The sequence below is a fragment of the Terrabacter aeriphilus genome (genome assembly GCF_039542985.1).
GTDB classification, from domain to species: Bacteria; Actinomycetota; Actinomycetes; order Actinomycetales; family Dermatophilaceae; genus Terrabacter; species Terrabacter aeriphilus.
Map to the genome: position 1 here is coordinate 1 of NZ_BAABIW010000019.1, position 21223 is coordinate 21223.

Below are 21223 nucleotides of genomic sequence, written 5' to 3' on the forward strand. Positions count from 1 at the left end.
GAGCCGTCGGCATACAGTCGCGGCATGGAGACGACGACCACGCCACGCGGGGCGGCCCCGCGGCTCACGCAGTTCGCGCACGGCGGCGGCTGCGCCTGCAAGATCCCGGCCGGGGAGCTCGAGGCCATGGTGCGCGGTCTCGTCGGCGTGCCCTCGCCCGAGCTGCTCGTGGGCCTCGACGACGGCGACGACGCCGCCGCGGTGCGCATCGACGGCGGCGTGGCCGTGCTCGCCACGGCCGACTTCTTCACGCCCGTGGTCGACGACGCGTACGACTGGGGGCGCATCGCGGCGGCCAACGCCCTGTCGGACATCTACGCCATGGGCGGGCGCCCGGTGATCGCGGTCAACCTGCTCGGGTGGCCGCGCGACGTGCTGCCGCTCGAGCTCGCCTCGGAGGTGCTGCGTGGCGGCCTCGACGTCGCCCGCCAGGCGCAGTGCCCCGTGGCCGGCGGGCACAGCATCGACGACCCGGAGCCGAAGTACGGCATGGCCGTCACCGGCCTGGCCGATCCGGATCGGTTGCTGCGCAACGATGCCGCCGTGGCCGGGCTGCCCATCAGCCTGACCAAGCCGCTCGGTGTCGGCGTGCTCAACAACCGGCACAAGGCGACGGGCGAGGTCTTCGAGGAGGCGGTCGCCTCGATGGTGGCGCTCAACGACCGGGCCTGCGCGGCGGCCCTCGAGGCCGGCGTGCGGGCGGCCACGGACGTCACCGGCTTCGGCCTGCTCGGCCACCTCTACAAGATGGCCCGCGCCTCGGGCGTCACCGCGGTCGTCGACGCCGCGGCCGTGCCCTACCTCGACGGTGCCCGTCAGTCGCTGCGAGACGGTTTCGTGCCCGGCGGCAGCCGGCGCAACCTCGACTGGGTGCGACCGCACCTGCGCGCCTCCGTCGACGAGGAGGAGCTGATCCTGCTCGCGGACGCGCAGACGAGCGGTGGGCTGCTCGTCGTCGGAGAGGTGCCGGGCGCGCCCGTCGTCGGCGAGATCGTGCCTCGCGGCGAGCACGCCGTCGAGGTGCGCTGAGCGCCCTCGAACGGCGCCCTCAGCGGCGGGCTGCCGCCTCCGTCTCGGCGGACCGGGCGGCGCGCGGCGCCGGCTTCTTCGTGAGCAGCGGCAGGGCCATGCCGACGAGGGCGATGATGCCGACGACGGTGAAGCCCAGCGTGTAGGCCTTGTCCTCGCCGATGAGCGAGGAGATGAGGAGCGGGCCCACGACGCCGCCGACGCTCCAGCCGATGAGCATGAGGCCGTAGATCGCGCCGGCGTGGCGCACGCCGAAGAAGCGCCCGGCCGTCGAGGGCATCGTGCCGAAGGCGCCGCCGTAGCAGAGGTAGACGAGCGCGGCGAGCACCGCGAAGAGCGCCGGCGACGACACGTGCGGGATGAGCAGGAGGCAGACCCCCTGGATGCCGAGGATGCCCATGAAGGCCGGCATCTTGCCGATGCGGTCGGACAGCCAGCCCCAGAGGATGCGGCCGCCGCCGTTGAAGAGGCCGAGGACGCCGACGAGGCTCGCTGCCGCGGCCGCCGAGTAGCCCGCGACGTCGCTCGCGCTGCCTGCCGCGACGGAGATGAGCGAGATGCCGGCCGTGACGCTGAGCGTCAGGATCGCCGTGAGGACGTACCACTGCCGGGTGCCCAGCGCCTCGGACGCCGTGAAGTCGGCGTCCGGCGCCGCCCCGCCGGTGGCTGCCACCGCGGTGGGGGCCGCCGCGTCGCCCATGCCGGGCGGGCGGTAGCCCTCGGGCGGGTTGCGGAAGAGCACGGCGCCGATGACGACGGCGACGAGGTAGCCGATGCCGAGCGGGAGGAACGCCTTCGTCGGCATCGACGGGTCGCCGGCGATGAGCCGCTGGCCGAGCGGCGCGGTGATGACGGCACCGAAGCCGAAGCCCGCCACGGCGATCCCGGTGATGAGCCCCGGCTTGTCGGGAAACCACTTCTGCAGCATGGCGATCGGCACGATGTAGGCCATGCCGAGCCCGAACCCACCGAGCACGCCGTAGCCGAGCAGGAGGATCCAGAAGCGGTCCGCGTCGGCGAACGAGGCGATCATGACGCCGATGCTGTAGACGATGCCGCCGGTCAGCGCCACGACCCGCGGGCCACGCCGGTCCTGGATGCGCCCGCCGATGTAGCTGCCGATGAAGATCATGCCGATGGCGAGCTCGAAGGGCACCGCCGCCTGGGCCTTGGACCACCCGAACGCCTCGTCGCTCTGCATGGCCTTGGCGAAGACGCTCCAGGCGTAGACGGCACCGATGGCGAGCTGGACGAGGACGCCGGCGACGAGGATGACCCAGCGGTTGGCCACCGGCCGATCGGTCGTGCGTTCGGGAACGGCACTGCTGGTCATGGACTTCCCCTGTCGTCGGTGTCAGTGGGCGGTGGTGTCAGTGGGCGGTGGTGTCAGTGGGCGGTGGTGATGGAGTCGTCGACGATGCCCGCGGCGCGGCGCTTCTCGAGGCGCTCCCGCTGGGGCTCGACCGTGTACTTCGGGTCGATCGCCGAGACCATGCCGGCCTCGAAGACGCCGAAGCGGGTGCAGGCGGAGGCGGCCATCAGGGCGGCCCCGCTGACCGCGGCCGCGAGCCTGTTGCCGCCCAGCACCGCGGCGCCGAGGGCGCCGCCGACCGTCAGCGCGCGGCTGGCCTTGAGCAGTCGGCCCGCCTTGCCCGTGCGCAGCGGCTCGGCGAGCGTCTCGCCCAGCTGCTCCTGCAGGCGCTCGAACATGACGAGCTCGGCGACCGCGCTGACCGCAGCCAGCTTGCGGGCCGGGCCGTTCTCCCGGGTGGGCACGGCCATCAGGGCGAGGCCCGAGGCGGCGAGGTTGGCGGAGCTGACGAAGACGAACGGCAGCTCGCGGTAGGACTCGTGCCACGTCGGCGTCGCCGTGTCGGCGAGCAGCACCGCGGTGTACGCCGCCAGCGGCGGGGCGAAGAAGGCGGAGCCGACCGTGGCAGGCCCGTCGGCGAGCTGCAGTGCCTTCGACGCCATCGACACGAGACGGCTGCCGGATCTCGTCGAGCCGGAACGGCGCTCGAGGAGCGGGCGACCCACCTCGGCCGCGAGGGCTGCGCCCGCGAAGCTGCCGAACGCCGTGAGGATCCACGAGCCGACCGACATCGGCGACGTGAGCTTGATGGTGCGCATCATGTTGAGGGCACGGCTCGGCTTGCCGAGGTCCTTGGCGAGGGCGGCGCCCCCGAGCGCGGCTCCGGTGACGGCGCCGATGCGCCCCACGCGCTGCAGGGCGGGGTAGCCGCGAGCGGCGCCGCCGGCACCGAGCAGCGCCGAGCCGGCGGCGACGCCACCGAGGAAGAGGTAGGCCGCCACCTCCTTCTCCCACGGCGCGGGCTTGACGATGTGGCGCCCGTAGTAGCTGTCGAAGCTGACGTCGGGCACCATGATCGACTCGTCGCGGCGACCGCCGGAGCCCTTGCCGCCCTTGCCCCCCTTGCCCCCCTTGCCGCGGCGGCGGCCGAGGTCCGGTGGACGATCGGCGTCGAACGGGTTGGTCGTCACGTGCGCCTCCCCACGAAGGAGGCGGCGGCCATCGCGAGCATGGTGAGCCCCGCGTAGCCGGCCTTGCGGAACATGTCGGGCAGGTCGGCCGTCGTGACGCGGGGGTCGGGCGGCAGGCCGTAGACCTCCGGCTCGTCGAGCAGCAGGAACGTCGAGCCCGTGCCGCCGACGCCGTCGTTGTCGTCGACACCGTAGAGGCGCGCCTCCGGGAAACCCTGCTCGTGCAGCTGCGCGACCCGGGCGCGCGCCGTGGCGCGCATCTCGTCGAGGTCGCCGAACTTGATCGACGTCGTCGGGCAGGCCTGGGCGCACGCCGGCGTCTGCCCCGCACCGAGGCGGTCGTAGCAGAGCGTGCACTTCTGGGCGATGCCGACGTTCTTGACCTCGCCGTTGCTCGCGGCGTGCGACGGCGCGTTCTGGTGCGAGCCCTTCGTCGTGTCGCCCGCTCCCCCGGCGCCCTTGATGCTGATGCCGTGCGACTGGCCGGTCTGCTCGTGCCCCTCGTCGCCCCGGCGCCGTTCGATGACGCCGAACGGGCAGGCGGCCACGCAGTAGCCGCAGCCGTTGCACACGTCGTCCTGCACGACGACCGTGCCGAACTCGGTGCGGAACAACGCGCCGGTGGGGCAGACGTCGAGGCAGGCGGCGTGGGTGCAGTGCTTGCACACGTCGGACGCCATCAGCCAGCGCACGTCGGGCAGCGCGGTGTCGACGGGGCCGGGCCCCGTCGCGGTGTCCTGGAGCAGGTCACCGGGCGCGGACTGCGGCTCCCCACCGGAGCGCACCGACGGCATACCGAGTGAGACGAGCTTGCGGCCCGACTCGCGCGCCTGCTCGATGCGATCGCTCGTCTGCTCGACGAAGGCGACGTGGCGCCACGTGCTGGCACCGAGCGCGCCGGTGTTGTCGTAGGACTGGCTCAGCAGGTCGAGCCCGTCCTCGGGCACGCCGTTCCACTCCTTGCAGGCCACCTCGCACGCCTTGCAGCCGATGCAGATCGAGGTGTCGGTGAAGAAGCCCTTGCGGGGCTCGACGACGTCCCAGGCGGCGTCGCTCGCGGGGTCGGTGGGGCCGGAGAGCTGGTTGCGCCAGAATCCCAACGGTCAGCCTCCTCTCGTGTCGGGGGTGGACTCCGGGTGACCGGTGCGCAGCTCGTTGCTCGTCATCACGGTGCTGCCGGCGCGTGACTGGTACTCCTCGACGAGCCGCAGCAGCGCCTCGCCCGCCGGACGCCGGCCCGGCACGATGTCGCACGAGCCGGCCTTGCTCTCCTGGATCTGCACGTTCGGGTCGAGGGCGACGCCGAGCAGGTCGTTCGCCGCGTCACCGCTGACGACGGCGTCACGGCCGACACCCCAGTGGTAGGGCAGCCCGACCTGGTGGATCGTGCGGCCCTGGACGACGAGCGGCGTCAGGCGCTCGGTCACCATGACGCGCGCCTCGACGGCGGCGCGGGCCGACACGATCGTCGCCCAGCCACCGTTCTCGAGCCCGCGCTCGGCCGCGAGCTCCGGCGAGACCTCGCAGAAGAACTCCGGCTGGAGCTCGGAGAGGTAGGGCAGCCACCGGCTCATGCCGCCGGCCGTGTGGTGCTCGGTGAGGCGGTACGTCGTGAAGACGTAGGGGTAGACGTCCGCGCCGGGTGCGTCGCCGCTCGGGCTCCACAGGTTGTCCTTGCGGGGGAAGACCTTGCGCGACGGGTTGGACTGCTGCGCGTAGAGCGGGTTGCGGACCGGGGACTCCTGCGGCTCGTAGTGCGTCGGCAACGGGCCGTCGAGCATCCCCTTCGGCGCGTAGAGCCAGCCCTTGCCGTCCGCCTGCATGACGAACGGGTCGTCGCCGGCGAGGCCGTCCGGCCCCCCGGTGCCCGGCGCGGGCCGGTAGGACGGCGCCTTGTCGGCGACGAAGTCCGGCACGTCGTGACCGGTCCACCGGCCCTGCTCGGCGTCCCACCACACGTAGCGCTTGCGCTCGCTCCACGGGTTGCCCTCGGGGTCGGCGGACGCGCGGTTGTAGAGGATGCGGCGGTTCGCCGGCCACGCCCAGCCCCAGTCGAGGGCCGTCAGGTCCTGCTCCCGGCCGGGGCGGCGGTCGGCGGCGTGGTTGACGCCGTCGGCATAGACGCCGGTGTAGATCCAGCAGCCGCCGTCGGTCGAGCCGTCGGCCTTCATCTGGGTGTAGGACGACAGCGGTTCGCCGGCCTGGTCGCCGGTGAGGTGCCGGCCGTTGATCTCGGCCAGCACGGCCTCGGCGTCCGGGTCGCCGTGCTCGTCGGTCGGGTAGTCCCACGTGAGGTCGAGCAGCGGCCGGTCGCGGGGGTCGGTCGAGTCGGCGAGCAGCTCGCGGACCCGGAGCCCGAGCTCGTAGAAGAACTGCAGCTCGCTGCGGCAGTCGCCCTCGGGCTGCACGGCCTGGTGGTGCCACTGGAGCATCCGCTGCGTCTGCGTGAAGGAGCCGCTCTTCTCGGTGTGGGCGGCGGCCGGGAGGAAGAAGACCTCGGTCTGGATGTCCTCCGTCGTCAGCTCGCCCGACGCGATCTCCGGACCGTCCTTCCAGAAGGTGGCCGACTCGATCATGTTGAAGTCGCGGACGACGAGCCACTTGAGGTGCGACATCGCCTGGCGCTGCATGCGGCCGTGGGCCGAGCCGACGGCGGGGTTCTGCCCGAGCAGGAAGTAGCCCTCGACCTCGTCGTCGAGCATCGCCATCGTCGTCTGGTACGTGCCGTGCGCACCGGTGAGGCGGGGCAGGTAGTCGAAGCACCAGTCGTTCTCGGCGGTCGCGGCCTTGCCCCACCACGCCTTGAGCAGGCTGACGGCATACGTGTCCGCGTTGGCCCAGAAGCCCTTCTGCTCCTTGTTGCCGATGGCCGACACGTAGTCGTCCCACGTGTCGTGGAGGCCGGCGACCGGCATCGCGAGGTAGCCGGGCAGGATGTTGTAGAGGGTCGGGATGTCGGTCGAGCCCTGGATGCTCGCGTGGCCGCGCAGCGCCATGATGCCGCCGCCGGGACGGCCCATGTTGCCGAGCAGCAGCTGGACGATCGCCGCGGTGCGGATGAACTGGGCGCCCAGGGTGTGCTGCGTCCAGCCGACCGCGTAGACGAACGCCGTGGTGCGCTCGCGGCCGCTGTTCTCCGTCACCGAGCGAGCGAGGTAGGCGAAGTCGTCGACGCTGACGCCGCACGTGTCGGCGACCATCTCCGGGGTGTAGCGCGCGTAGTGCCTCCTGAGGATCTGGAAGACCGTGCGCGGGTCCTGCAGCGTCTCGTCGCGCAGCACGCGGGCGTGCTCGAGCGCCGGGCCGCCGGAGCCGTGCTCGTCACCCGCGGCACGCTCGGACTTGTCCTCGCCGTGCTCGTGGGAGGCGGCGGGACCGCCGATGGTGCCGGGCGACTCGTCACCCGGGCCGTCGGCGCTGGCGTAGGCCCACGTCTCCTGCGAGTAGCTGCCCTTGGCGTCGTCGTAGCCGGAGAAGAGCCCGTCGAGGTCCTCGGTGTCCTGGAAGTCCTCGCTGACGAGCGTCGCCGCGTTGGTGTACGCGACGACGTACTCCTTGAAGTAGAGCTCGTTGTCGAGGATGTACTTGATGAGCGCACCGAGCAGCACGACGTCGCTGCCCGCCCGGATCGGGATGTGCTTGTCAGCCGTCGCCGAGGTCCGCGTGAAGCGCGGGTCGACGTGGATGACCCGCGCGCCCTTGAGCCGCGCCTCCGTCACCCACTGGTAGGCGACCGGGTGGCACTCGGCCATGTTGCTGCCCTGGATGACGATGCAGTCGGCGTTGGACAGGTCCTGCACGTACTGCGTGGCGCCACCGCGCCCGAACGAGGACCCCAGACTGGGGACCGTGGAAGAGTGTCAAACACGCGCCTGGTTCTCGATCTGCACCGCGCCCGCCGCGGTGAAGAGCTTCTTGATGAGGTAGTTCTCCTCGTTGTCGAGCGTGGCGCCGCCGAGCGAGGCGATGCCCATCGTCCGCCGGAGCGGACGCCCGTGCTCGTCGTGGTCCTGCCAGCCGTGCCGGCGGCTCGCCACGAAGCGTTGGGCGACCATCTCGACGGCGTTCTCGAGCGAGAGGCTCTCCCAGTCGGTGCCTCCGGGGCGGCGGTAGAGCACCCGGCGCTGGCGCCCCGGGTTGTTGACGAGCTGCTCGCTCGCGGACCCCTTGGGGCAGAGACGCCCTCGCGACACTGGCGAGTCGGGGTCTCCCTCGATCTGCACGACGCGCTCGTCCTTGACGAAGACACGCTGCCCGCACCCGACGGCGCAGTAGGGACACACGCTCTGGACGACGCGGTCGGCGGTCGCGGTGCGCGGCGCCATCTCGCGGGTCGCCCTGGAGGTCACCGCGGGGCCGCGGCCGAGGAAGTCGCCGCTGCGGACCTGCCGCACCACGGGCCACGACAGGAACGTCGCCTTCGGATCGACCACCGGTTCCTCCTCGTCACCGCGGCCGTCGCCCGTCGCGACAGCCCGTCACCGCACCGACCGAGGTCGGACACCCCCACCCTGTACCCCGATGGCGCCCGGGGCAACCCACGCCGCGGCGTGTGTCGCGGAGGTCCGGGTGGGGCCGCCGGCGCCTAGGTCGAGCCGAGGGGCCACCGCGCGGCCAGCGCCGCGACGACCGCCGTGACGCGGATGCCCTCGTTGGCGGCGTAGACACCGCCCTGCCCGTCGAGGCGTGCCATCGTCGCCGACCCCGCGTGGTGCAGCCCGATGAGGTCCCAGTGGCTGTCGAAGACGGGGCTCCCCGAGCTGCCCGGCTCGGTCGGCGACCGGTAGTGCAGCAGCCGGTCGTCGAACCCGAGAATCCGGTTGTCCTGCAGGGAGAACTGCGGCTGCTCGAGCCCGCGCGGGTGGCCGATGACGTAGGCGCGTGGCGTCGCCTGCGACCCGAGGCGCGGCATCCGTGTCGCCAGGGGCACCGGCTCGGTGTCCGCCGGCAGGCCGTCGAGCTCGAGCAGCGTCGTGTCGAGGTGCGGCGCCTGCGACCCGTCGTAGAACCACTGGCGCACGACGCCGAAGCGCTGGGGGCCACCGCGCTCGGCATCCGCGGCATGGAACGCCACGACCGCCTCCTCCGCCTCGATCGCCTCCGGCACGACGTGGCCGTTCGTCATGAGCACCACGGGCGGCAGGCTCGGGTGCAGGTCGGACCCGCGCACGAGGAAGCCGGTGCCTAGGCCGTCCTCGTCCGGCGTCTCGATGCGTGCGACGGCGCGGCACCGCGCCAGGCCCTTGACGTACCAGCTGAGCGTGACGTACCGATCGGTGCCCAGCACCTTCTCCAGGCCGGAGTGCGACAGCCGCTCGAGGCGTTCGGCGCCGACGTCCTCGGGCGCGACCGACACGACGCCGCCGCTCTTGCGCAGCAGCTCGGACCGCAGCAGCGGCAGCAGGCTCGAGCCCGGAGGCGTCGTCGTGTCGAGCAGCCAGATGTCGGTCAGCTGCCGCAGGAGGGAGTTGAGGGCGAAGGCGTCGGGGCGCGCGAGCGCGAGCAGCGCCTCGAGCTGTTCCTCCGCGCGGTGCGCCTCACCGAGCGCGACGTATGCCTCCACAGCCGTGGCGCGCGCCCACCCGTCGTCGAGTGGCCGGGTCCGCGTCACGGCGAGCAGCTCGGTGGCGAGGGACCGGACCGACTCCCCCGGCCCGACCAGGTCGGCCACCGGCACCTCCTCCCGGGCCGCCCGCACGAGCAGGGCCACCGCGTTGATGCCGCTCCAGAAGCGCGCGCCGGGAGCCTCGCGATAGGACTGCAGGTAGGTGGCGAGCGCACTCCGCAGGTAGTCGGCGCGCCGAGCCGGGTCGACCGTGCGGAGGTGGAGCTCCTTGAGCGAGCGCCCGAGGAGTCCTCGACCCTCGACGCGCTCCTCGGCCGAGGCCCGCTCGTCGTCGACGAGGGCGTCGAGCGCCAGCTGCGCCGCCGCCGGGAAGCCCTGCTCGATGAGGGCCTGCGCGTAGTGCCGGAGCACGAGGGCGTCCGTGACGCCCTGGCTCAGCAGCGCGTCCACGACCCGCGTCAGCGCGACGTGGCGGCGGCTGCTGCGCAGCAGCTGCAGCACCGGCTCGTACTCGCCCCGGGTGGCGAGGCGGTCATCCGACCGCAGCGTGTCGGCATACTCGATGGCGATGGAATCGACCGTCGCCCAGTCGAACTCGTCAGCCTCGCGGGCGATGCGCACTGCCCACGACGTGTCGTCCATGCTTCGCCCCCTCCCTGCCCCTGCTCTCACAGGGTAGTGCGACGGAGGGTCGGGCAGACCCGCTTCGGACCGGTCGGGGCGTCATCCCGTCGCGTCGTCGTCCGCGGCGTCCGAGTGCACCGCACGGAGCATCGCGACGAGCACGCGGCACACGGCCGCGGGGTCGTCGGCGTCGACGGTCGTGACGCGGCCCGAGCGGGCCAGCTCCTCGGCCCGGGCGTCGGCGGGCTCACCCCGTACCGCGGACGCGAGCTCGTCCGCCGCACGCCCCGTGCCGCGGACGGCGAGCACCGGCCGGCCCGCCGCGAGGCTGTGCCGCGCGTCGTCGAGGGCGACGTCGCCGCCGTTGACGACCACGGTGACCGAGGGTGCGCCGCCGGCGAGGGCCGTCGCGGCCTGCGCGATCCACGCCGCCTCGTCGCCCCAGTCGCTGCCCGGCACCAGGAGGAAGCCCGAGTGGTGCGGCTCGAGCTCGGCGGCGTGCGACGCCGGGTGCAGGCGGGATGCGCGCACGGTGCCCTCGGCCGCGACGCCGACGAGCGGGAAGTCCGAGCCGCGGCGTGCGCGCGCCTCGCCGAGCGCCGCCATGATGCCCGCGGCCGTGCCTCCGTCGACGGCCGCGGCGCCCACCTGCTCGACGGCGGCGGCGACGCCGTCCTCGAAGAGGCGCGCCAGAGCCCGCCCCTCGCTGGGTGACAACCCGCCGGCGCCGCCCACGACGACCACGACTGGGCATGGCGCCCGCACGCCGAGCGCGGCCAGGGCGGGGACGAGGTCGGAGCTGCTGCGCACGAGCACGGCCGGTGCGGTCCCACCGCCGGCGACGTCGACGAGCAGCCGCCCGGTGGCCTGCTCGCGCCCAGGAGCCACGGCACCTCCTTCTGCCGCTCCCGTTCTACCACCGGGCCCGTTCCGGTGAGACCCGGCTGGGCACCGCGCATCCCGGCAGGGGACGATGGGCCCATGGCGAAGCCCCGCAGCGGCCCGAGGTTCTTCAGGCGTCGTGGACACGAGCTGACCGTAGAGGACGCCGACGGCAACCGACTGCAGGCCACGCTCGAGAAGCTGGGCGCGGACTCGACGCAGGAGGACGGCGCGTTCGTCCTCGGCTACTGCAAGAGCTGTGACTGGACCGGGCCGGCCCGCCGGGCGCGCGACAAGGCGCGCCGTGACGCCGAGGCGCACGTGGCGCAGTGTCCGAGCAAGGGCAAGATCCGCCTCGGGGTGGGCGACGACCCGGGTCGCCCGGACTGAGCCGGGCTCCGGGTGCGGCCCGCGGTCAGCGTCAGCGGTCAGCGGTCAGCGGTGCGGTCAGAGCACCTGGGAGAGGAACCGCTGGAGCCGCTCGGTGCGCGGCGCCTCGAACAGCTGCTCGGGCGCTCCGGACTCGACGACGCGGCCGTGGTCCATGAAGAGCACCTGCTGCGCCACGGAACGGGCGAAGCCCATCTCGTGCGTCACGACGACCATCGTCATCCCCTCGGCGGCGAGGTCGGCCATCGTCGCGAGCACGCCCTTGACGAGCTCGGGGTCGAGGGCCGAGGTGGCCTCGTCGAAGAGCATCACCTCGGGCTCCATGGCCAGCGCCCGGGCGATGGCGACCCGTTGCTGCTGCCCCCCGGAGAGGGTGGCCGGTCGCACGTCGGCCTTGTGCGCGAGGCCCACCCGGTCGAGGTGGTGCAGCGCGCGCTCGGCGGCCTCGTCCTTGCCCAGCCCCTTGAGCCTGGTCAGCCCGAGGGTGATGTTGGCGCGCACCGTCTTGTGCGGGAAGAGGTTGAAGTGCTGGAAGACCATGCCGACGCGCTGGCGCAGCAGGTCGGGGTTGTCGGCCAGGACGCTGCGCCCGTCGAGGAGCACGTCGCCGCGATCGGGCTCGAGCAGGCGGTTGACGACGCGGAGCAGGGTCGACTTGCCCGATCCGGAGGGCCCGATGACGCAGGCCGTGGTCGCGGCCGACACCTCGAGGTCCACGCCGCGCAGCACCTGGTTGCTGCCGAAGGCGAGGTGGACGTCGCGCGTCGCGACCGACACACCCGTACTCGTCACGGAGGGGCTCGCCCCGCTGGGGCTCGTCTCGGTCGTCATCGGGGCTCCTGGGTCACGGCGAGGGCGGGTTCGGGGCTCCCGGACGGCTCGTCGACGTCGGGCGCGTGGGCGGCGCCGTCGTCGCGGCGTCCGTCGCGCAGGCGTCGGTCGATCGCGTTGACGGCGTGGGTGAGCGGCACGGTCACGACGAGGTAGAACAGGCCGGCGAGCACGAGCGCCGACTGGTTGCCCGTGTTCGCCGCGGCGTCCTGGCCGATGCGGAAGAGGTCACGCTGGCTCGCGAGCAGCCCGAGGAAGTAGACGAGCGAGCTCTCCTTGATGAGCGCGATGAACTGGTTGACGAGGGCGGGCAGCACGCGGCGCACCCCCTGCGGGATGACCACGAGGCGCATGCCGGAGGGCCGGCTGAAGCCGAGGGCGCGAGCCGCCTCGAGCTGGCCGTCCTCGACGCTCTGGATGCCGGAGCGGAAGATCTCCCCGATGTACGCGCTCGCGATGAGCGAGAGGGCCAGGATGCCGAGCGGGTAGGGGTTCGGGCCCCAGATCTGCAGACCGACGGGAGAGAGCCCGACGCCGATGAGCAGGATCGTCACCGCCGCCGGCAGGCCGCGGAAGATGTCGGTGAACACCCTGGCGGGCCAACGCAGCCAGCGCCGGTGCGAGAGCCCGCACACCGCCAGCACCATGCCGAGCACGGTGCCGATGACACCAGAGGTCAGGGCCAGGATCAGCGTGTTGGGCAGCCCGACCGTCACCAGCTCGGGCAGGGCCTCGCGCATGGCGTCGAGGTCGAAGAACGTCTCGCGCAGCGTCGTCAGGATGTCCACGTCGCCCTCCTCCCGGGGGTGCTCGAACGGTCGGCCGTCACGGTGTCGTCGACGAGGTGGCGCCGGCCGCGGCGCCGCTGCCGGGCGTGAAGTCGGCGGGGATCTCGCGGCTCGGGTAGTACTGCTTCTGCAGCTTCTCCCACGTGCCGTCGGCGACGACCTCGTCGATGCCCTTGTCCAGCGCGGCCCGCAGCTTGTCGTTGCCGGGTGCGACGGCATACGCGATGCCACCGGGGTCGAGCTGCTTGGCGACGGCGAGCACCTTGCCGCCGGAGTCGCCGGCGGTCTTCTCGCCGATCTCGGCCGGGGTGATCCAGGCGTCCGCCGTGCCGGCCTTCAGCTGGTTGAGCGCCGCGTTGTAGTCGGGCACGCGCACCGGGTTGAGGTTCTCGCGCGTGGCGTAGTCGTCCTGCACCGTGCCCTGCACGACGACGACGCGCTTGCCGGGCAGCTGGTCGAACGAGGTGATCGGCGACCCCTTCGGCACGTCGAGGCCGAGGAAGCCGAAGTCGTACTTGTTCGTGAAGTCGACGGTCTTCTTGCGCGCCTCGGTGATGCTGATCGAGGAGGAGCCGACGTCGAACTTGCGCGTCTTCACCTGGGCGAGGAGCGAGCTGAACTCGGTGCCGACGAACTCGACCTTGAGGCCGAGCTTGCCGGCGACCGCGGTCAGCAGGTCGTTGTCGAAGCCGGTGAACTTCCCGTCCTTGAGGAACACGTTCGGCGGGGCGTCGGTCAGCGTGCCGGCGCGAAGGGTGCCCGGCTGCTGGAGGTCGTACGGGTTGTCGGCGGCGGTCTGGCCGGCCGACGAGCCGCCGCAGGCCGTCAGGGACAGCGCGACGAGGGCAGCGGCCGAGACGGCGAGGGAACGCTTGAGCACGGGCATGGAGAAGTCCTTCGGGGCGGCGACGGGGCAGTGGACGGAGGCGGGCGTCGTTGCCCGCTCGCGCGGCTCCCGGCCCCGGCGCCTCGAACGTCCTCCGGGGCCCTGATCACCCAGGGGGTCGGACGCGCGCCGGCGGGATCGCCGCGTTCACAACGTCACGTTATCGTCACCCCAACGTCGAGTCATGTTCGCCCTCGACCTGTCTCACAGGATGGGCAGCCCGTTGACGCCGCCCCTCGCTCGGTCGGGAGCCGTCAGAAGACCGCGCCACCGCCGGTGACGCCCAGCACCGTGCCCGACACGTAGCTCGCGTCGGCCGGTGAGGCCAGGAAGACGTAGGCGGGTGCCACCTCCCCCGGCTGCCCGGCGCGCCCCAGCGGCGTGTCGGCCCCGAAGGTCTCCAGTGTGTCGCCCTCCCGGGTCGCCGGCTGCAGCGGGGTCCAGATCGGGCCGGGCGCCACGGCGTTGACGCGGATGCCCTTCGGCCCCAACGATGCCGCGAGGTTGACGGTGAGGTTGTTGAGCGCGGCCTTGGTCGCGGCGTAGTCGAGCAGCGCGGGTGAGGGGTCGTAGGCCTGGATCGAGGTCGTGTTGAGGATGCACGACCCGGGGGCCAGGTGCGGCAGGGCCGCCTGGCAGAGCCACATGACGGCGTACAGGTTCGTGCGCAGCACCCGTTCCACGTGCTCGGGCTGCAGTCCCTCGAGCCCCTCAGGCCCCCGGGCCCAGTGGTAGCCGGCGTTGTTGACGAGGATGTCGAGGCCACCCAGATCGCGCACGGCGTCGGCGACGACCCCCATGCAGGTCTGCCGGTCGACGAGGTCGCCGGGCAGCAGCGCGCCGCGCCGTCCCGCCTTCTCCACCCAGGCCAGCGTCTCCTCGGCATCGGCCTGCTCCGAGGGGAGGTAGCTGATGGCGACGTCGGCACCCTCGCGGGCGAAGGCGATCGCGACCGCGCGCCCGATGCCCGAGTCACCCCCCGTGATGAGGGCTCGCTTGCCCTCGAGCTTGCCGTGGCCCACGTACGTCTGCTCACCGTGGTCGGGCCGCGGCTCCATCGCCGTCGTCAGCCCGGGTGGCTCCTGCTGCTGGGCGGGGAAGCCGCCCTTGTCGTCATGGCGCACCAGCGCCTCGGCGCGATCGGCGATCTCGGACATCGGTGGTCCTCCGGTTCGGTGGCGTGCAGCGGCGGTCGGTCCGACCGACCGCTGGGCGGGTCCTCGGCGTCGTCGTCGACGGTGTCGTCCCTCGCCCACGGCACGTACCCACGGCGGCGCCATGCGTGCGCGGGTGCGCACCGGTGGCCCGCCGCGTCTCGTCCGACGGCCTGCGGGGTATGTCTGGACGGACAGGCTCCAACCACGCGGCCTCGACCACCCCGCCGCCGGTTCCGCACCGAGCGGAGCCCGGTAGCCCGAAAGGCTCCTGCGTGACCCCTGTCATCGCCTCCGTCCCTGCCGGCCACGTGTACGTACGACACCTCGACCCGCCCGTCGGCGCACCGACGGTGGTGCGGCTGGCCGACCCCCGGCCCCGGGCCGACGTGCCCGACGCGCAGTGGTGGCCGCCCCGGATGCTCGAGCCCGGCTGGGTCGACGCGCACGCCGACGACTTCGACCTCATGCACGTCCACTTCGGCTTCGACGCCGTCTCGCCTGCCGACCTCGAGGACCTCGTCGCGTGCCTGCGGCGCCACGGCAAGCCGCTCGTGCTCACCGTGCACGACCTGCGCAACCCGCACCAGCTCGACCGCGCCCTGCACGACGCGCAGCTCGACGTGCTCGTGCCGGCCGCCGACGCGCTGCTCACCCTCACGCGCGGCGCGGCCCAGCAGGTGCGGACCCGTTGGGGCCGCGAGGCCACCGTCGTGCCGCACCCGCACGTCGTCGAGGAGCCGCGGCTCTCCCTACCCCGGCGGCAGCGCCGGCCGGGCGACCCCTTCGTCGTCGGGGTCCACGCGAAGAGCCTGCGGGCCGGCATGGACCCGCTCCCGGTCATCGAGGCCGTCGCCGAGGCGCTTCCGCTCATGCCGGGCGCGCGGTTGCGGGTCGATGCGCACACCGACGTCATGACCCCAGGCTTCGCCCGCCACGACGAGGGGCTCGCGACGCGCCTGCGCGAGCTGGAGCGTCGCGCCGACATCGAGCTGCACGTGCACGACTACTTCACCGACGACGAGCTCTGGGACTACCTCGAGTCGCTCGACGTCTCGCTACTGCCCTACCGCTTCGGCACGCACTCCGGCTGGCTCGAGGCCTGCCACGACCTCGGCACCACGGTGATCGCGCCCGACTGCGGCTACTACGCGGACCAGCGCCCCTGCCTGCTCTACGCGGTCGCCCACGACTCCGACTCCGACTCCGGTCGGAGCGAGCGCCCCGTGGCGACGGGCTCGCTGCGCGACGCGCTCCTGACGGCGCACCGCGAGCGACCGCAGTGGCGGGCCGACCCGCTCGAGCGGGCGCGTGAGCGGGCCGAGATCGCCCGGGTGCACGACGAGGTCTACGCAGCGGTGCTCGACACCGTGGCCTCCGGGGGTGTTGTGTGCACGTCGTGATCCTCGCCGCCTCGGCGTATGCCGTCGCCGAGCCCTTCGCGGGAGGCCTCGAGTCGCTGACGTGGCACCTCGCCCGCGGTCTCGTCGACCGGGGCATCGAGGTCTCGCTCTTCGCGGCGCCCGGCAGCGACCCGGCGCTCGGCGCGGTGCCACTCGACGTGGCACCGCTGCAGCTGACGGCCGCCGCCCGCCAGGACGTCTCGATGGTGCCGGAGCGGTGGCTGCGCGAGCACCACGCCTACCTCCAGGTGCTGCTCGCGCTGCAGGGCCGAAGCGACGTCGACATCGTGCACAACAACAGCCTGCACCACCTCCCCGTCGCGATGGCGAGCTCGCTGCCCGCGCCGGTGCTCACGACGCTGCACACCCCGCCCACGCCGTGGCTCGAGCCGGCCATCGCCATCGACACGGGTGCGTCGGGCACGCGACGCAGCCTGCAGCACCGTCGCAACAGCCACTACGTCGCCGTGAGCGAGCACACGGCGCGCTCCTGGTCGCACGTCGTGCGGCCGGGTGTCGTGCACAACGGCGTCGACACGGAGCGTTGGCTGCCCGGATCGGGCGGGCCCGACCTCGCCTGGGCCGGGAGGCTCGTGCCCGAGAAGGCTCCCCACCGCGCGATCGCCCTCGCCCGGGCCGCGGGCCGCCGCCTGCGCCTCGCCGGACCGGTCGGCGACCCGGCCTACTTCGCCGAGGTCGTCGCGCCGCTGCTCGGCGACGGCATCGAGCACGTCGGTCACCTCGACAGCCGTGGCCTCGCCGACCTCTTCGGCTCGAGCGCCGTCACGCTCGTCACCCCTGAGTGGGACGAGCCCTACGGACTCGTCGCCGCCGAGTCGCTCGCCTGCGGCACCCCCGTCGTGGCCCTCGACCGCGGCGGGCTGCGGGAGTTCGTGACCCCGCCGGTCGGCGTGCTCCTGCCGGCGGCCTCCACGGCCGCCGAGGGAGCCGGGGCCATCGAGGCAGCGGCCGCCCTCGATCGCCGGGCGTGTCGCGAGCACGCCGTCGCGCACTGCTCCGTGACACGCATGGTCGACGACTACGTCGCGCTCTACCGGGCGCTCTCGAGCGTGCAGGGCGCCGCGTGATCGGCTGGTACGCCCACCACCACGGACTCGGCCACGTCAGCCGCCTCCAGGCGGTGGCCGCCCACCTCGACGTCCCGGTGACCGGCCTGAGCTCGCTCCCCCCGCCGCAGGGGTGGACGGGCCCGTGGGTGCGGCTGGCGCGGGACGACGCCGCAGCACTCGAACCGAGCGGCCCGACCGACCCGACGGCGAACGGCACGCTCCACTGGGTGCCGCGACACGACCCGGGGCTCGCCGCGCGCACCGCGCAGGTCGCCGACTGGGTGGCCCGGGCTCGTCCCGCCCTCGTCGTCGTCGACGTGTCGGTCGAGGTCGCCCTCACCGTGCGGCTGAGCGGCGTCCCGGTGGTCGTCGTCACCCTCCCGGGGCGTCGCACCGACCGCCCGCACCGGCTGGTGCACGACCTCGCGGACGCGCTGCTGGCGCCCTGGCCGGAGGGTGCGCACTCCAGCGACTGGCCCCAGTCGTGGACCGGCAAGCTGGCCGCGGTCGGTGGCATCTCCCGGTTCGACGGCCGCACTCCGGCCGAGGGCAGCGCCGGCGGGCCCGGGCGGCGACCGCGGGTGCTCGTCGTGTGGGGCGGCGGCGGGCGGCAGACGTCGTCGGCGCAGGTCGAGGCGGCCCGGGCCGCCACCCCCGGCTGGGAGTGGGTCGAGTGCTCCCCCGCGTCACCGTCCCGCGACCTGTGGGCCGACCTCGCCCGGGCCGACGTCGTCGTGACGCACGGGGGCCAGAACGCCGTGGCCGAGGTGGCCGCGGCGCGACGGCCGGCCGTCGTCGTGGCCCAGCCACGGCCCTTCGACGAGCAGGTCGCCACGGCCACTGCGGTCGACCGGCTCGGCCTCGCCGTCGGGCTGCCGGCATGGCCCACCGACCCCGGCGCATGGCCGGGGCTGCTCGCGCGAGCCCGCCAGATCGGCGGATCCCGTTGGCAGCACTGGTCTTCCGGTCACGGCGCGGCCACGGCCGCGAGGGTCCTCGAGGCCCTGGTGCAGGAGCTCTCGACGCCCCCGGTCGGCTCGGCGGCAGAGCCCGTCACGGTCCCGTGATCACGACCGCACCGACCACCGCGGTCGTCACGATCGTGCACGGGCGCCACGCCCACCTCGACCGGCAGCTCCACGGCCTCGCGCGCCAGACGAGCCCCGTCGACCTGCACGTCGTCGTCGCCATGGACGACCCCGAGGTGCGGGCGGTCGTGGACTCGACGCGCGGCGCTCGGCGCACGACCGTCGTCGACGTGCAGCGGCGGGGCCCGCAGCTCCCGCTCGCGGCCGCTCGCAACCGGGGTGTCGAGGTCGCCCTCGAGGCCGGCGCCGACCAGCTCGTGCTGCTCGACGTCGACTGCATCCCGTCACCGGGGCTCGTGGAGCGGTATGCCGAAGGACTCGCGACGCAGTCGGGTCCCCAACTGCTGCAGTCAGATCCGTGGACGCCCCTCGTCTGGTGCGGTGAGGTCGCCTACCTGCCCCCGGCGCCCGACGGCCGCGACTACCTCGAGCTCGACCTCGACGCCATGGCCGACCCGCACCCGGCGCGGCCGGTGCTCCGGCCCGACGAGGTGCTGCCCGGCACCGACCTCAATCTCTTCTGGTCGCTGTCGTTCGCCCTGAGCGCGCGCTCGTGGGCGGCGATCGGCGGCTTCGACCCGACCTACGTCGGCTACGGCGGTGAGGACACCGACTTCGCCCAGCGGCTGCGCGTGGCAGGCGGGGGCCTGCGGTGGATCGGCGGCGCGCGGGCCTACCACCAGCACCACCCGACGAGCTCGCCGCCCGTGGCGCACCTGCACGACGTCGTCGAGAACGCCAACCGCTTCGCGGAGCGCTGGGGCTGGTGGCCGATGGCCGGCTGGCTCGACGCCTTCGCCGAGCGCGGCCTCGCACAGCGGCGACCTGGCGGCGCCTGGGAGGTCACGGCCCTCGCCGACGCCCGGGTGGCTCGGCAGCGCTGACGGTGCTGCCGAGCTGAGGTCACGCGCGGTGGTCCTCGTCGTCGTGGGCCTTCTCGGCGAGCAGGGCCAGCCGGCGCAGCGCCTCGCGGTTGCGACGGTCGAGCACGACGTCGCGCAACGGCTTCGGCACGAACTGGGCCGGGCCCCTCGACGCGTCCTCCTCCATCGTCACCTCGGTGCCCTCGGCCACGGCACGGCACGAGATGCGCACGGCCCCCTCGCCCGTCGGCCAGGCGCGGACGGTGAGCTCGAGCAGTCCGGGACGTTCGGACCGGACCACGGTGGTGGTGTCGTCGAGGAGCATCGGCCAGGCTCCCACCGAGTGGTGGATGTGCGTGCCCTCCGCCGGCCAGTCCTCGGAGACCGCCCGCACCCGTGAGGCGCCCACCACCCACTGGCTGTAGCTCCAGCCGTTGGCGAGGACGTCGAAGACCGACTCCGGTTCGGCGCCGATGACGCGTTTCGTGGTGCTCATTGCTTCCTCCAGGGTGGTCGGGCTCGGTGGTGCCACAGCGCGGCCCGCGCGGCGTTGGCCCCGCAGGCGCCGTGGACCCCGCCTCCGGGGTGCGCCGACGCGGACGCCAGGTAGAGGCCCCGCACCGGCGTCTCGGGTCGCCCCGTGCCGGCCACGGGGCGGAAGACGAGCTGTTGGTGCAGGCCGGCGGTGCCGCCGTTGATCGCGCCACCGAAGAGGTTGCTGTCCAGCGCCTCGAGCTCGCGCGGACCGAGCACGCGACGCGCCGTGATGCGGTCGCGGAAGCCGGGCGCCCGGCCCTCGATGCGCTGCTCGATGCGCTCGGCCATGGCCTCGAGGTCGGACTCGTGCCAGCTGCCGGTGACCGGTCGCACGCCGGGCCGGCCGTCGGCGGCGTCGCCCCGAACCCGTTGCGGCACATGCGTGTACGCCCAGAGCGCCTCTCCACCCTCCGGCACCCGCGTGTGGTCGGCGACACCCATCTGCCCGACGAGGAGGAAGGGCCGCTCCGGCACGAGGCCGGCCGACACCTGCCCGCCGGCGAGGGTCATGTCGTCCATCGAGTCGGCGACGTGAACGGTTCCCGGCGCACGGTCGGGGGCGTTCGACCAGGGCACGGGTCCGCTCAGGGCCCAGTCGACCTTGACGGTCGAGGGGTCCCACTCGAAGCGGGACATGCGGTCGCGCAGCTTCGTCGGCAGCGACTCCCATCCCACGAGGCCCCCGAAGAGCGCCGGCGCGGAGACGTCGGCCAGCACCGCGCGGCCGACGGGAACCTCACCCGACGCCGTGCGCACGGCGACCGCGCGACCCGAGCGCACGCACACCTGCGTGGCACGCTCGCCGAGCCGCACCTCGCCGCCCAGCGACTCGAGCCGCCGCACCATGGCCCCGCTCAGCGCGGCCGCCCCGCCCCGGGGCACCGGGAAGCCGACCGTCTGCCCGAGCATGGCGAGGAGCAGCCCCATGACGGCCGAGCCGGGCGACTCGAGGGGGATGTCGGCGTGGCCGGCGTTGCCGGCGACGAGCATCCGGGCGCCCTCCCCGCGGAACCGGTGCTCGGTCAGCGACCGGGCCGGCATGAGCAGCTCGCGCACCAGCCCCAGGCCGCCCGCGCGAGCCAGCTGCAGGGCCATCCCCGCGCCGCCACGCACGGGTGGGAACGGGCTCAGCAGGCAGCGGACGAGGTCGTCGCCGATGCGGTCCCACGTCGCGCAGAGGTCGAGCCAGGCCTGCCCGTCACCGGGAGCGGCGGCCTCGAGCGCGCTCGCGGTGTCGTGGCGGTCGTCGTGGAGCACCGCCCAGCGCCCGTCGGGGAAGGCGTGGCCGAGCACCGACGGCGCCCGCGACCACTCGAGCCCGTGCTCCTCGAGGTGCAGGCCCTGCACCGTCGGCGAGCCCGCGGCCAGGGGGTAGAACGAGCTGAAGGTGTCGTGGACGTGGCCGGGCGCGACCGACTCGTCGCTCCACACCGCCCCGCCGGGCCGGTCCTGCTCCTCGAGCACGACGACCGACCAGCCGGCGTCGGCGAGGAGATTGGCGGCGACGAGCCCGTTGGGCCCGCTGCCGATGACGACGGCATCCGGGGTCACGATGTCCTCTCGGGGTGGAGTGCCCGGAACATACCCCCGCGCCGCAGGGGGAAACCCGA

Annotated in this window: 18 protein-coding genes; 6 read left to right on the plus strand and 12 right to left on the minus strand. The window is 73.6% G+C overall.

Annotated features, from left to right (window positions below; all coding sequences use genetic code 11):
- Positions 1 to 24: 24 nt before the first annotated feature.
- Positions 25 to 1029, plus strand: a complete 1005-nt coding sequence (selD, locus tag ABD979_RS15270; protein ID WP_345508354.1) for a selenide, water dikinase SelD — start codon at positions 25 to 27, stop codon at positions 1027 to 1029.
- Positions 1030 to 1048: 19 nt separating this feature from the next.
- On the opposite strand, the gene ABD979_RS15275 is transcribed toward selD, so the two are convergent.
- The 6 genes from ABD979_RS15275 to ABD979_RS15300 all read right to left on the minus strand — a co-directional run bounded on the left by ABD979_RS15275 (position 1049) and on the right by ABD979_RS15300 (position 10609).
- Positions 1049 to 2362 (minus strand): L-lactate MFS transporter, encoded by a 1314-nt coding sequence (locus ABD979_RS15275; protein WP_345508355.1) that lies wholly within the window; start codon positions 2360 to 2362, stop codon positions 1049 to 1051.
- 53 nt (positions 2363 to 2415) lie between these two features.
- A complete protein-coding gene (gene nrfD, locus ABD979_RS15280; protein WP_345508356.1) occupies positions 2416 to 3531 on the minus strand; it encodes an NrfD/PsrC family molybdoenzyme membrane anchor subunit in 1116 nt (371 codons plus the stop codon).
- Positions 3528 to 4631, minus strand: a complete 1104-nt coding sequence (locus tag ABD979_RS15285) for a 4Fe-4S dicluster domain-containing protein (RefSeq protein ID WP_345508357.1) — start codon at positions 4629 to 4631, stop codon at positions 3528 to 3530. Before ABD979_RS15285 ends, nrfD begins: the two co-directional genes overlap by 4 nt.
- Before the next feature lie 3 nt (positions 4632 to 4634).
- The gene (fdh, locus tag ABD979_RS15290; RefSeq protein ID WP_345508358.1) at positions 4635 to 7964 is read right to left on the minus strand and encodes a formate dehydrogenase; all 3330 of its coding nucleotides are present in this window, start codon (positions 7962 to 7964) and stop codon (positions 4635 to 4637) included.
- Positions 7965 to 8116: 152 nt separating this feature from the next.
- Positions 8117 to 9739, minus strand: a complete 1623-nt coding sequence (locus ABD979_RS15295) for a serine protease (protein WP_345508359.1) — start codon at positions 9737 to 9739, stop codon at positions 8117 to 8119.
- An 81-nt stretch (positions 9740 to 9820) separates the two neighbouring features.
- Positions 9821 to 10609: a hypothetical protein gene (locus ABD979_RS15300; RefSeq protein ID WP_345508360.1), complete on the minus strand. Its 789-nt coding sequence runs from the start codon at positions 10607 to 10609 to the stop codon at positions 9821 to 9823.
- A gap of 93 nt (positions 10610 to 10702) precedes the next feature.
- Here ABD979_RS15300 and ABD979_RS15305 point away from each other — a divergent pair, with 93 nt between their 5' ends.
- Positions 10703 to 10993 (plus strand): hypothetical protein, encoded by a 291-nt coding sequence (locus tag ABD979_RS15305; protein WP_345508361.1) that lies wholly within the window; start codon positions 10703 to 10705, stop codon positions 10991 to 10993.
- Between the two features lie 57 nt (positions 10994 to 11050).
- On the opposite strand, the gene ABD979_RS15310 is transcribed toward ABD979_RS15305, so the two are convergent.
- The 4 genes from ABD979_RS15310 to ABD979_RS15325 form a co-directional block, all read right to left on the minus strand.
- Positions 11051 to 11824 carry an amino acid ABC transporter ATP-binding protein gene (locus ABD979_RS15310; protein WP_345508362.1) on the minus strand — a complete coding sequence of 258 codons (774 nt, stop codon included), beginning with the start codon at positions 11822 to 11824 and terminating at the stop codon, positions 11051 to 11053.
- A complete protein-coding gene (locus ABD979_RS15315) occupies positions 11821 to 12612 on the minus strand; it encodes an amino acid ABC transporter permease (RefSeq protein WP_345508363.1) in 792 nt (263 codons plus the stop codon). The genes ABD979_RS15310 and ABD979_RS15315 overlap by 4 nt, the downstream gene beginning before the upstream one ends.
- Positions 12613 to 12649: 37 nt before the next feature.
- Positions 12650 to 13498 (minus strand): ABC transporter substrate-binding protein, encoded by an 849-nt coding sequence (locus tag ABD979_RS15320; protein ID WP_345508364.1) that lies wholly within the window; start codon positions 13496 to 13498, stop codon positions 12650 to 12652.
- Positions 13499 to 13752: 254 nt separating this feature from the next.
- The gene (locus ABD979_RS15325) at positions 13753 to 14655 is read right to left on the minus strand and encodes an SDR family oxidoreductase (protein WP_345508365.1); all 903 of its coding nucleotides are present in this window, start codon (positions 14653 to 14655) and stop codon (positions 13753 to 13755) included.
- Positions 14656 to 14927: 272 nt separating this feature from the next.
- Between ABD979_RS15325 and ABD979_RS15330 the strand changes: the two genes are divergently transcribed.
- Genes ABD979_RS15330 through ABD979_RS15345 form a run of 4 tightly spaced genes read left to right on the plus strand, consistent with a single transcriptional unit; the run spans position 14928 to position 19097 of the window.
- Positions 14928 to 16055: a glycosyltransferase gene (locus tag ABD979_RS15330; protein ID WP_345508366.1), complete on the plus strand. Its 1128-nt coding sequence runs from the start codon at positions 14928 to 14930 to the stop codon at positions 16053 to 16055.
- On the plus strand, positions 16043 to 17143 hold the full coding sequence (locus tag ABD979_RS15335; protein ID WP_345508367.1) for a glycosyltransferase: 1101 nt from the start codon (positions 16043 to 16045) through the stop codon (positions 17141 to 17143). Before ABD979_RS15330 ends, ABD979_RS15335 begins: the two co-directional genes overlap by 13 nt.
- Entirely contained in the window at positions 17140 to 18192 is a 1053-nt protein-coding gene (locus ABD979_RS15340) for a glycosyltransferase (protein WP_345508368.1), read from the plus strand. The genes ABD979_RS15335 and ABD979_RS15340 overlap by 4 nt, the downstream gene beginning before the upstream one ends.
- Positions 18189 to 19097, plus strand: a complete 909-nt coding sequence (locus ABD979_RS15345; protein ID WP_345508369.1) for a glycosyltransferase family 2 protein — start codon at positions 18189 to 18191, stop codon at positions 19095 to 19097. Before ABD979_RS15340 ends, ABD979_RS15345 begins: the two co-directional genes overlap by 4 nt.
- Positions 19098 to 19116: 19 nt before the next feature.
- Here the strand turns inward: ABD979_RS15345 and ABD979_RS15350 are convergent, their stop codons facing one another.
- Positions 19117 to 19572 (minus strand): SRPBCC family protein, encoded by a 456-nt coding sequence (locus tag ABD979_RS15350; RefSeq protein ID WP_345508370.1) that lies wholly within the window; start codon positions 19570 to 19572, stop codon positions 19117 to 19119.
- Positions 19569 to 21164, minus strand: a complete 1596-nt coding sequence (locus tag ABD979_RS15355) for a phytoene desaturase family protein (protein WP_345508371.1) — start codon at positions 21162 to 21164, stop codon at positions 19569 to 19571. The genes ABD979_RS15350 and ABD979_RS15355 overlap by 4 nt, the downstream gene beginning before the upstream one ends.
- Positions 21165 to 21223: the final 59 nt, after the last annotated feature.